Origin of the sequence: Streptomyces torulosus (genome assembly GCF_001419765.1) — a bacterium.
Lineage (GTDB): Bacteria > Actinomycetota > Actinomycetes > Streptomycetales > Streptomycetaceae > Streptomyces > Streptomyces torulosus.
Genome location: NZ_LIRK01000358.1, coordinates 1 through 11,097, shown reverse-complemented (window position 1 = coordinate 11,097; position 11,097 = coordinate 1). Strand labels below are relative to the sequence as shown.

The following is an 11,097-nucleotide window of genomic DNA, read 5'->3' as shown; positions in this document are numbered from 1 at the left end:
GGGAAGGATCGAGGCGGGGGCGGGGATCGCCGGGGCGACATCAGTGCCCTGCGGGAGGAGATCCAGGGGATCCTCGACAGGGCGACGGAGATCGACGAGTCCGCCGGTACGGTCCTCAAGGCGATCGCCGACCAGAGCAGGCTGGGGTTCTCCGACGCCCGCTACCAGGACCGGGACGCGGCGGCTCGAGCGGTCAGGGAGGCCGACGAACTGGCCGTCCTCGCGAGGAAGAACCCCGAGGACCTGACCGTCGAGGAGTTCGACCGGCTCGACGCCGGACTGGCGAAGTACGGCAAGGACGGACTCTTCGCCGAACGGTTCGCCACGCGTCTCGGCCCGAGGGGAACCCTGGAGTTCTGGACCGGGATCACCGACCCGAGCGGCACCTACGCACTGTGGGAAGGTCGCGAGGACCGGTTCGACGATCTCCAGCGGCACCTGAGCCTCACCCTCGCGGGCGCGTCCCGGAGCGACTCCGCCGCGATGGCCGACTGGAAACGCGACATGATCGGCCTGGGTGAGACCCGTATCGGTGGCCACAACGTGGGCCCCACGGGCTTCCAGGTCATGAGCAACCTGATGCGGGTCGGTGACTACGACGACGCCTTCCTGAACCGCTACGGCACCGAACTGATGGCCGCCGAGCGCAGACTCACCGGCAACGGTGAGAGCGGCAACGACGTCTGGGAGTTCGGCGGGGCCAGCGGCACCTCGCACACCCTCAACCACATCGGGGAGGACAGCGGAGCCGACCCGCTGACCGGTTTCCTGAAGGGCCTCTCCCGCAGCCCGGACGCCGCGACGAGCTTCCTCGGCCAGGAGTACGTCGCGAAGGACGATCCGGACAACCCCTTCGAGAGGGACACGGACGGCGACGGCCACAAGGGAAAGGTCTCGCTGTCCAACTTCCAGTACCTCTTCGAGGAACGGCAGTGGCCCGAGGAGCACGACTCCCACGGCGACGAACTGCACACCGGGAGGAACAATCTGGCCCTGGCGTTGGAGGCGGCCGCGACCGGGCATCCGGCGGGCGAGATGCCCACCGCGGACACCCCGGCGCACAACGCGCAGCAGGCGAAGCTCGTGGAGTCCCTCGTGCGATCGGTCGCGGAGGACCCGTCACGGCTCACCGGCCACGGCTACATGTCCGACAGCGTGGGCCAGATCGCCGCCGAGTACATGCCCGACATCCACCGCGGCCTGCACGCGGGGCTGTCCAGCGACCGGGCCCTGTTCCCCGTCGCGGGAACCGCCGCGCAACTCGGCGAGCAGGACCTCACACGCTTCCTGTACACGCTCGGGCGCAACCCCGAGGGGTACGCCGCGGTGAACCTGGGCCAGCACAGCTACACGACGCAGTTGATGCAGTACCACTTCGAGCATCCCGACGCCTACATCGACGACCCGGCGCACAGCCGGGCCGACTGCCTCAAGGACGGCATCGGGGAGATCGCCCGGACGGCCGGCCAGATCCAGGGAACCATCGGCGCCGGACGCGCCTACGAGGGCGAGATCGAGGGCGGCACGCAGGACGCCGACTACAACTCCGTCCTGGAGACCACCAGCACGTGGGGCGGAACCGCGGTCGGTATCGGCGTGGGGCTGGCGACGGCCCCGGTCGTGGGTCCGGGCGGCATCGTCATCGGCGGCGTGGCCGGAACGGCGGCCGACGAGATCATCGGCGCCATCACCGACGGGTCCCTGAAGGACTCCGCCGGGGACGTCGTCTATCGCAACGGCCGGCAATTCCAGGACACCGCGGATTCGACATACCGATTGGTCGAGGAAGCGGCGAGGAAGGCGGGCGAGAACACGGGAAGAAGGTCACCGCTGATTGAGGCGACGGTCGCGAGTTCGGCGCAGGACGGGTTCGACAGTGCGGCGAACAACGTTCACCGCTACTTCAACGGCGAGGGAATTCCCCGGCAACTGGAGTCGGAGGACTGACGGTTGAGTGCAACACGATCCAAGCTCCTCATCGCCTCCGGAATCGTCTCGGTCCTGGTGCTCCTGGCGGGTGCCGCGTACGCGTTCGAGCTTCCCCCGTTCACAGGAAGAGGAGTGATCAACGCGGCGGACACCTGCGCGACGCTCGGCACCCGGTCACGGACTGCCCCCGCGCTGAGGGCCGTCGTCCCTGACAGGACCACCTACTCGTTCTACGACAGCGTGCCCGATCCTCGCCGGGACGAGATGGACCACTCCTTCCAGAGTGACTGCTTCGTCTACGGGGAGGGTCAGCAACTCCTCTGGGCGGGAGCACAGATGCTGGAGTACGACCGCCCCTCCGGTTGGATCGAGGAAGTGGTGGAACAGTACGACTCTGCCTCCTCCCTCACCCCCTTCCCCGCCGGGGACAAAGCCGTCGCCTCCCCCCGGGTCGCCGCCGTCTATCTGCCGTGCACCTCGCACGGCCTCCGGCGGCACCTGAGTGTGGTCGTGCATCTCAAGCAGCCGGGCGACGCCGACGGAACCGCGCTGCGTACACATCTGATCGTTTTGGCCAAGAACGCCGCCGTCTTCGCTCATCGGAAGGCCCGCTGCGACAAGGGGGCAGTAGGGTGACTCGCACGGTTCGTTCGCACGTCAGGAAGGTTTTCATCAGGATGACCGACGCACCGGACACCGAGGTCGGCGCTCAGGCCGAGGACGTGAAGGCACGCAAGGAGCGGGAGAAGAACGAGCTGTACGCCCTCGACATCTCGGGGGTGGAGTGGCACTCCGCGCCGGGTACGGAGGAGCACGAGGAGCGGGTGGAGATCGCGTATCTGCCGGGCGGCGCCGTCGCGATGCGGTCGTCGCTCGATCCCGAGACGGTGCTGCGGTACACCGAGGCCGAGTGGCGGGCGTTCGTTCTCGGGGCGCGGGACGGGGAGTTCGACCTGGAGCCGGCGCCGCACAACGGCGGGCTCGCGGTGGAGTAGCGGACCGCAGCAGCGGGTGGACCGACGTGCCCACCCGCTCGCTGGGTCACGTCACAGGAAGTAGCTCGCGCCCTTGAGGTCGCCGCCGCGGTAGTCACCGCCGGCGTCGCCGATCCGGTGGCCGATGGCCATGAGGGCGCCGCGGATGCCGTTGGCGTGCGTGTCCCAGTCCTTGTGCTGGGTCTTGAAGGCCTCGTGGGCCTCACCGCCCCAGCCTTCGGCGATCTTCTCGACGTCGGCCTTGAGGGCCTGGATCTGGTTCTCGAAGTCCCGGGCCAGGTTGCCGAGTTCGGTGGTGAGGGCGTCGAGCGTGCCGTACTTGACGGCAAGGTCCTGGTAGTCGCCGTTGACGTTCGTCATGACTGCCTTGTCTCCTTGGTGGTGGCTGTCGCCGGGACTAGTAGCTGCTGAGGGCCGAGGTCTTGCCGCCGAGGTCCTGGACGTCGATCCGGGTGATCTGCTGGTGGAGTTCGTCCTCCAGCTTGTCCTTGTCCTTGCGGTTGAGGTTGACGCCCTCGAGGACCTTCTCCAGCATGCGGCCGAGGGCCACCACGTGGTCGTTGATCTCGGTCTGCTTCTTGTCGAAGGCGATCGCGCCCTGACCCGTCCAGTTCTTCTCGATCATGTCGATCGTTCCCTGGAGGCGGCCGAGGAGCTTCTTGATGTCGTCGTAGCGGTCGATGATCCCCTTCTCCAGCAGCCAGACGCTCTCACTATTGAGCTTCCGTCCGTCCGTCATGTCTCGCACTCCCTTTCCCGAACTGTGTCGCGGCCTTCACATCGGTGCATTCCCCACTCGAAGGACCACTGTAGTCACTGTGTAAATTGCGTCCAACTGAAGTTGGTGAGAAGTCAGTTGCGAAAGGGGTCTTGCGTCGGCGGACGGCCGCGCGGACCCTTTGCTACTCGAATGCGGAGCCTTTGCTCCTGGCGGTGCGGCGGCGTGCGTCGCGCGCCACCACGGCGGTGCCGGCGATGAGCGCGGCCAGGACGGCCGTCGCGCCGAGGGCGTAGGTGGCGTAGCGCTCGCTGCGTTCCTGGGGTGTCTCGCCCAGGTGGAGTTCGGCGGCTGTCGGTGCCTCCGCCTCGCTGAGGCCCTCCCGTGGGTCGGGGGACTCGATCGGCCGGTCGTCGTCCGTGAGGGCGCGGACCGGGTCGACGACGCCCCAGCCGACCCGCTGGTCGTGGCCCGCGAAGGAGCGTTCGGCGGTCTGCTCGATCTGGGCGACGATCTCGGGGCCGGTCCAATCGGGGTGCTTGGCGCGGATGAGGGCGGCGACCCCGGCGACGTACGGCGCGGAGAAGCTGGTGCCGCTGTCGGAGCAGTGCCCGCCCAGGGGAACAGTGGAGACGATGTCGACGCCGGGTGCGGCGACCCCGACGAAGTCGCCGGACTGGGAGAAGGGGGCCCGTTCGTTGTTGCGGTCCGAGGCGGCGACCGCGAGGACGCCGTCGTACGACGCGGGGTAGGTCTTCTTGTCGTCGCCGCCGAGGCCGTCGTTGCCCGCCGACGCCACGACCACGATGTTCTGTCGCAGGGCCCTGTCGATCGCCCGTTTCAGCGACTCGTCGGGCTCGACCGCGTTCGCGGTGTCCTGGGAGATGTTGATGACGTGCGCCTTCTCGGCCACCGCGTGGTCGATCGCCCGCACCAGCGTCTTGGTCGTGCCGCGGCCCTCGGCGTCGTTCTGCTTGATGGGGATGACGATCGCCTCGGGGGCCAGTCCGACGAACCCCGTGCCCTTCGCGGGGCGGGCCGCGATGATGCCGGCGACCTTGGTGCCGTGACCGACCGTGTCCGTGGTGCCGTTGGCCTTGCCGCGGTCGACGGGCCGGCCCTTGTCGTCCTTCGCAGGCAGGTAGTTGGCTCCGCTGGAGACGTCGACGGCGTTCTTGAGCTGCTCGTTGCGGATGTCGACGCCGGTGTCGATCACCGCGACCCGTACGCCTCTGCCCTTCGACTGGCTCCACAGTTCGTCGAGGAGGACGCGCTGGAGGGACCAGGGGCGGCCCTCGTACTTCTTGTTGTCGAAGACGCACTCGTCGGGGGAGGCCGCGGCCGCGGGCGTCACCGTCACGGCGCCGCCGGTGACGAGTGCGGCGGCCGTCGCGGCGGCCACGCGGGCGAGTCGACCCCGCGCGTACGAGGAGGGCGGCGCGGGGCGGCTTTCCTGTCGCATCAAGGGCTCCCCGTCACGATCCCTGCGGCTGGCGCGCGTCCGCCGTCGACAGTCGGGGGCCCGTCGGCAGGAAGACGGACCACTCGGCGGGGATCACGGCCGGGTCCAGGTCTCCGTAGCCGAGGCGGATCTGGGCGAGCTGCACCTCGTTCTGGAGCTGCTTGCGCTCCTCCTTGGTGATGCCGATGCCCGCGTCGTCCCCGGCGCCGTCCGCGTTGGACTGCAGCGCGTAGCGCAGACCGGTGTCGGTCACGAGGAAGACACCGCCGGCCTTGGTCTCCTCGCCCTTGAACTGGCGGTAGAGCTGACCGGAGCCCGGGGTGACGTAGGCGCTGGAGGAGCCGGTGGCCAGTGTCGCGGGGAAGTCGCCGCCCGCCCAGGTGCTCAGGGTGGTGGCGCCGTTCTTCTCGTCGACGTCCCGCAGGACGGCGCAGACCGTGTCACGGTCCCGGCCGGTCTTCGACGCGCCGTTGACGGCGACCGCCTTGAGGGTCGGCCACGCCCTGTCCGCCTCGAACGGCTCGCCGGGAACGATCTGCCCGGCGCCGACCCCGAGTTCCTTGCCCCTCTGCCCGACGGGCACCAGGTCCCTGCTCCTCAGGAGGAGTTCGGCGACGAACCTGGAGACGGGCGCGACCCGGTCCGGCAGCACCACGTAGTACTGCTCCTCGTTCCCGTCCTCGGCCTTCAGGACCATGCCGACCTTCTTGTCCTCGTCCCTCAGCAGACCGGGGACGTCCGCCGGGGCACCGGGCCGGCCAACGACCTTCGGGAACGTGATCGGGTCACCCTGGTGGAGGGTGTCGAGCCACTGCCGGCTCACCCGCTGGGGTGTGCTGGCGGATCCGACGACGGCCCGCACCAGCAACTCGTCGTCGCCGTCCAGCTCGTACGCGGTGCCGCTCGCGTCCACGACGTAGCGGTTCCCGTCCGGGTCCACCACGTCGAGGAGTTGACCGCCGCGCAGCTTGTCGCGGCCCTCGGTGCGGTTCATGTCGCGGGAGGCGAGGACGAACGCCGCCTTCTGGATGGCCCTGCCGCCCGGTGCCTGCCGTTCGCAGACCGCCCAGCGCTTCTTCGCGCCTGCCTCCTCGGCGGAGGGCAGCCGGTCGGGGGCGTACGGGATGCCGATCGTCACGCCGTGCGGGATGTCGCCCTTGTCGAGGACCGACTCGTCGACGGTGACGACCTCGCCCTTGCCGGTCGCGAGCAGCAGCCTCGCGGAGGCCATGTTGAGGACGGGATGCAACTGGGTCTTCCTGCCCGTCCCGCTCTCCGTCTCCAGGACGACGTACCGGGTCGTGGACTTGCTGGCGATGATCACCTTCTCGCCGGGCTTGTCCCAGTCCTTCGGCGCCGTCGGCTTGAACATCCCCCACGCCCCGAAGGCGGCGACGATGACGACTCCCACGATGGTGCCGGGCAGGACGGCCCGCAGCGGGCGCGGCGCCCCCTCGTCGGAACCGTCCGGGGACGACTGGAGGAAGGACGCGAGCATACGGCGCTTCGCGAAGGTGTAGGCGTTGAGCTGGTCCCGCCGAGATGCCATGTCTGCGTGAATCTCCCCGTGTCTCGCCCTGATCGGCGCTAGGGGGTCACCGTCCCCCGCCCGCCGTTGTCAGACCGGCCCCCTACTATGCCTGGTACGGGGACGGCTCGGTGGAGCGGGTAGGGTACCTGGATCTTCCGAGGGCCTGTGGGCCTGGGAAATTCCGGTGAGTTGTGGGCAGAACGGGGGGACGGAGTGAGGGTTTCCGGAGCGCTGACCCGGTCGCGTGACCGGTCGCGGACACCAGATTCCCCGACCCCGGCGCCGCACCCCGCGGGCCGGCCGTCCGCTCCCGGCGCGGCGCCCGACCCGGCGGGTGCGGTGCACCTGCGGTCCCGGTCGGGGCTGTCGGGGTCGTTCCGGTTGCAACGGATCGTTCTGCTGGAGATCGCCGTCGCGGTCCTGCTGGTCGGCTGGGCCGTGGGTCCCCTGGCGCTGATCCCCGCGGCCGTCGTCGCCGTCCTGCTCGTCCTCCTCGCCGTCGTACGCCGCCGGGGACGCTCACTGCCCGAATGGCTGGCCACGGCACGGGCGTTGAAGGCGCGGCAGAAGAAGGCGGCGGCCTCGGAGATACGCCCGGGGACCGAGCCGGGCCTCGCGCCCGCCGTCGAATGCGACCCGAGCCTGCGGACGTACGCGTACGGCGGCCGGGAGCGCCGGCCCGTCGGGATCATCGGGGACGGCACCTTCGTGACGGCCGTCCTCCAGGTCGAGGCGGACGTGACGGCACTGCGCGCCGAACGGAGCCGGCGGCCACTGCCGTTGGGGCTGGTGCGGGACGCTCTGGAGGTCGACGGCATCCGGCTGGAGGGGGCGCAGATCGTGCTGCACACCCAGCCGGCGCCCGCCATCCACCTGCCCCAGCAGTCGGTGGCCGTCAGCAACTACGCCCCGTTGCAGGCCCGGACGGGCGCGCCCGCGGTCCGTATCACCTGGATCGCCCTGAAGCTCGACCCGGAACTGTGCCCGGAGGCCGTCGCCATGCGCGGGGGCGGGCTCGTGGGCGCCCAGAAGTGCGTCGTACGGGTCGCCGACCATCTGGCCAGCCGGCTGACCGGTGCCGGGTTCCGGGCGACCGTGCTCGACGAGGAGGAGCTGATCGCCGCCGTCGCGACCTCCGCCTGCGCCAATCCGCTGGTGACGGCGGAGGCCGGGCGCACGGACACTCCGCAGCGGCGGACCGAGGAGTCCGGTCGGAGCTGGCGGTGCGACAACCGGCGGCACACCACCTACTGGGTGCGGCGCTGGCCGCAGCTGGGCGGGCCGGGGCCCTCGCTCCCCCGGCTCGTGGGAGCGCTGACGGCCGTGCCCGCGCTCGCCACCACCTTCAGTCTGACCCTGGCCCGCGGGGAGCGGCAGGACGTGACGCTCACCGGGCACCTGCGGGTGACCGGACGCAGCGACGACGAACTCGTGGCGGCCCGCCGCGCGTTGGAGCACGCCGCCCGCGAGACCGGCACAGGGCTCGCGCGCCTCGACCGCGAGCAACTGCCAGGTGTCCTCGCCACGCTGCCTCTCGGGGGTGCTCGATGACGGTGACGACTGGCGCGGGGGCACAGGCGCCGGGTCCACAGCCGCAAGGCTCCCAGCCCCAGGGGTCCCAGCCGCAGGGGGCGTATCCACCGGGTTCGCCGGGCGGTTCAGTGTCGGGCGGGGCCTCGACCGGGCCGTCCGTCGGGGAGCGGGTGCGTGAGCGGGTGCGCTCCGGTCTCGGACTCATCGGGCCCCGGCACGGACGGCACACACTCTCCGCCGAGCAACTGGACACGCTGGCGCTGCCCATCGGGGACGACGGGGTCGTCATAGGGGTGGACGCCGAGGGCCAGCCCGCGGTGCTGGGCGTCAACCGGCCCACTCCGTACGACGTCGTCCTCATCGGCGGTCTTTGGACCGCCCAGGTCCTCGCCCTGCGCGCGGCGGCGACGGGGGCGCGGGTCGCCGTGGAGACCGGGCGGGCACAGTTGTGGATGCAGATGGTGCACGCCATGGGCGGCGGCCAGAACGGCATGACCGTGTACGACGTGGGTCGGGTGCCGCCGCAGGGCGCGTCGGCGGGCAACCCAGTGCTGGTGGTGCGTGACTGCGGTATGCGCCCGCCGCGCGGCCGGGTGGTCTCCGGGCCCTGGCAGTCGGTGCTGACGCTGCTGCCGTATCTCAGCCCGGTGGCCCCCCGGCTCATCCGTCAGGCGCGGCTCGTCGGCGTACAACGGGTCTCGCCGGACGAGGCAGCCGAGTTGGGGCGCACGATGGCGCTGCCGCGGGCGGACGTGGAGTCGCTGCCGACGCTCGCCGACGGTGTCACGCTGTGGTGCGCCGACCGCGACCGGCAGTACGTGATGACCCAGCCGACCGACGCGGAGACGGGGTTGCTGGGGACGCCCCGACGGATGGACTGAGGGTGCGCGCCCGGTCCGGGGCGCGTCCTCGGCGCATCCGCCGGGCGGCGCGCGCCCGCTCGGGGGCGACGCGTCGGATCGCTCCGGGCAGCTGTGACGGCCGCTCTCCGGCTGCCGCTCTCGGGTGGGTATCTCAGGGCTCCTCCCCGGTGTGTGTCGGGTGTGCGTGTGTGAGGTGTCCGTGTCGGGTTCCGCGTCAGGTGTCCTCGTCGGGTGTCCGTCTCCGGAGTCCGTCTCTAGGTGTCTCGTTCTGCTTGCTTTGCGGTAATGACCGGATGGGACAGTCCCGTTGAGGGTGCGCGTGTCACCTCCGGGCAGGGTGTGACGGAACGGGCGGGCGCGGAGGGGCGGACGGGCCTGCCGTCGTCACGCTCGTGGTGATTAGGCTGGGACCGGGGGCGCACACCACGACGTTCAGGACGACACGGCTCGAACGACGAGAACGGTCGGCCCCGGTACGACTTTGAGGGTGCTCGACCACACCAGGAGGAATTGTGAACAGCGATCGGGACGGGATGCGCGGGGGCTGGGCCACGCCCGGCGATGACCAGTCCGACGCGGAGTCCGCCATCGAGACGACGGGCGAGTTCACCATCGACTACGCACCGCCTGCCTGGTACACGCAGAACGCCTCGCCGCAAGGGGCCGGTTCGGACCCGGAGTCGGGGGCGGGGACGAACGTGGGGTCCGGTGCGGGTGCCGATGCCAGTGCTGGTGCGGGTGCGGGAGGAATCGCTCCGGCGGCCGGACCCGTGACACCTCCGCAGGCCCCGCCGGTCGGGCCGCCCGTCGGTATGGCGGGTACGGCGTCGGGCGGCGCCTATCCCCCGCCGTGGCCCCCGGTGGCCGCCGCGCCCACGCCGGGCCCGGCTCCCACCCAGACGCCCACTCCTGTTCCCACTCCCGCACCCGCTCCGGCCGACATCGACAACGGTGACATCGAGAGCGGCGCGACCATGCGGATCTCCGCCGCCACGCTGAAGCGTGACATCGCGCAAGGGGCCGCGCCTGGAGATGCGGCTGCCGCTGCCCCCGGTGGGGGTGCGGAGGCTGCCTCGGACGCGAAGGTGGTCGCCGACGGGGCTGCGGGCGCCGGTGCGGGTGCCGGTGGTGAGGCGCAGGCTGGGGACGCAGGTGCGGGTGCGGAAGCACCCGAGGTCCAAGCCGAGGCCGCCGAGGGAACCGCGGAGAGCGGTTCGGGGACCGACGGTTCGGTCGAGAGCACTGCTCAGGGCCAGGGCCAGGGTCAGGAGGGTGCCACCAACGTAGCCGGGGCCGACGCCGAACCAGCCGATGCGGTGGAGGACCAGTCCGAGCCTGGTGATGTGAGCGCCGAGGGCTCGGCGGGTGCCGACGCATCCGGCGAGGACGGCCCGAGCGGCGAGAACGCTGAGGGTGCGACGGCCGCTGAGGTGTCCGGCGAAGCCGGGGGCGCGGAGGGCGAGCAGCCCGGTGACGCCGTCGCCTCGGACGCCGCCGCCGGAGAGGCCGAGCCGGCGAACGCCGCCGCCCCGCAGGACGCCGCTCCCCAGGACGCCACCCCGCAGGTGTCCAGCCCGGGCGCCGACGAGCCCGCCAACACCGCCCCTGTCACCGCGAACGCCGAGGGCACGGCCCCGCAGGACGCACCGGCCGCGCCCGCCTCGCCGGACGCCTCCGGTGCCGTGCCGCAGACTCCTCCCGCGTGGACTCCTCCGCCGGCCCCGCAGGGCGGGTTGCCGCCGCTGCCGCCCGCGTACCAGCCCGCCGCACCGGCCGCGCCCGCACCGGCCGCGCAGTGGCCCGCGTCCGAGCCGTCGGCCCCTGCCGCACAGGCGTTCCCGGAGGCCCCGGACCCCACACAGTCGGCGGTCCCGCAGCAGCCGATCCACCCGCAGGCCCCGCAGGGTGCGCCCGCGGCATGGAGCGGCCCGGCCGATGCAGCACCGGGTGCGCCTGGTTCACCGACGGCGCCGGGTACGCCCGGTGCCCCGATGGCGCAGGGTGCGCCTGCCGTTCCGGGCACCCCCAGCACGCCCACGCCCCCGCATCCCCCGAACGACGTACCG

General features: G+C 71.4%; 10 protein-coding genes. 6 read left to right on the top strand and 4 right to left on the bottom strand.

The window, feature by feature from the left end; genetic code table 11:
- The 3 genes from AOK23_RS24770 to AOK23_RS24760 form a co-directional block, all read left to right on the top strand.
- Window positions 1-1,947 (top strand): DUF6571 family protein (locus AOK23_RS24770; RefSeq protein ID WP_055714855.1); only part of this gene is annotated, 1,947 nt, incomplete at its 5' end.
- Window positions 1,948-1,950: 3 nt separating this feature from the next.
- Window positions 1,951-2,565 (top strand): hypothetical protein, encoded by a 615-nt coding sequence (locus AOK23_RS24765; RefSeq protein ID WP_055714854.1) that lies wholly within the window; start codon window positions 1,951-1,953, stop codon window positions 2,563-2,565.
- Between the two features lie 41 nt (window positions 2,566-2,606).
- Window positions 2,607-2,924 (top strand): DUF397 domain-containing protein, encoded by a 318-nt coding sequence (locus AOK23_RS24760; RefSeq protein ID WP_055714853.1) that lies wholly within the window; start codon window positions 2,607-2,609, stop codon window positions 2,922-2,924.
- Between the two features lie 51 nt (window positions 2,925-2,975).
- On the opposite strand, the gene AOK23_RS24755 is transcribed toward AOK23_RS24760, so the two are convergent.
- From AOK23_RS24755 to eccB, 4 genes are all read right to left on the bottom strand, one after another.
- The gene (locus AOK23_RS24755) at window positions 2,976-3,284 is read right to left on the bottom strand and encodes a WXG100 family type VII secretion target (RefSeq protein WP_055714852.1); all 309 of its coding nucleotides are present in this window, start codon (window positions 3,282-3,284) and stop codon (window positions 2,976-2,978) included.
- Between the two features lie 37 nt (window positions 3,285-3,321).
- Window positions 3,322-3,663: a WXG100 family type VII secretion target gene (locus AOK23_RS24750; RefSeq protein ID WP_055537236.1), complete on the bottom strand. Its 342-nt coding sequence runs from the start codon at window positions 3,661-3,663 to the stop codon at window positions 3,322-3,324.
- 163 nt (window positions 3,664-3,826) lie between these two features.
- The gene (gene mycP, locus AOK23_RS24745; RefSeq protein ID WP_079049679.1) at window positions 3,827-5,104 is read right to left on the bottom strand and encodes a type VII secretion-associated serine protease mycosin; all 1,278 of its coding nucleotides are present in this window, start codon (window positions 5,102-5,104) and stop codon (window positions 3,827-3,829) included.
- A gap of 13 nt (window positions 5,105-5,117) precedes the next feature.
- On the bottom strand, window positions 5,118-6,653 hold the full coding sequence (gene eccB / locus AOK23_RS24740; RefSeq protein ID WP_055714850.1) for a type VII secretion protein EccB: 1,536 nt from the start codon (window positions 6,651-6,653) through the stop codon (window positions 5,118-5,120).
- Window positions 6,654-6,848: 195 nt separating this feature from the next.
- Here eccB and eccE point away from each other — a divergent pair, with 195 nt between their 5' ends.
- The 3 genes from eccE to AOK23_RS48020 all read left to right on the top strand — a co-directional run.
- The gene (eccE, locus tag AOK23_RS24735) at window positions 6,849-8,186 is read left to right on the top strand and encodes a type VII secretion protein EccE (protein ID WP_420823742.1); all 1,338 of its coding nucleotides are present in this window, start codon (window positions 6,849-6,851) and stop codon (window positions 8,184-8,186) included.
- Window positions 8,187-8,338: 152 nt separating this feature from the next.
- Window positions 8,339-9,049 carry a hypothetical protein gene (locus tag AOK23_RS24730; protein WP_107102862.1) on the top strand — a complete coding sequence of 237 codons (711 nt, stop codon included), beginning with the start codon at window positions 8,339-8,341 and terminating at the stop codon, window positions 9,047-9,049.
- A gap of 494 nt (window positions 9,050-9,543) precedes the next feature.
- On the top strand, window positions 9,544-11,097 hold a 1,554-nt coding region (locus AOK23_RS48020), incomplete at its 3' end, for an SCO5717 family growth-regulating ATPase (RefSeq protein ID WP_276205758.1).

What these genes read in the sequence shown, in the direction of transcription:
- AOK23_RS24760 (WP_055714853.1), top strand. Translation starts at nt 2,607, where the DNA reads ATGACCGACGCACCGGACACCGAGGTCGGCGCTCAGGCCGAGGACGTG.
- AOK23_RS24755 (WP_055714852.1), bottom strand. Translation starts at nt 3,284, where the DNA reads ATGACGAACGTCAACGGCGACTACCAGGACCTTGCCGTCAAGTACGGC.
- AOK23_RS24750 (WP_055537236.1), bottom strand. Translation starts at nt 3,663, where the DNA reads ATGACGGACGGACGGAAGCTCAATAGTGAGAGCGTCTGGCTGCTGGAG.
- mycP (WP_079049679.1), bottom strand. Translation starts at nt 5,104, where the DNA reads ATGCGACAGGAAAGCCGCCCCGCGCCGCCCTCCTCGTACGCGCGGGGT.
- eccB (WP_055714850.1), bottom strand. Translation starts at nt 6,653, where the DNA reads ATGGCATCTCGGCGGGACCAGCTCAACGCCTACACCTTCGCGAAGCGC.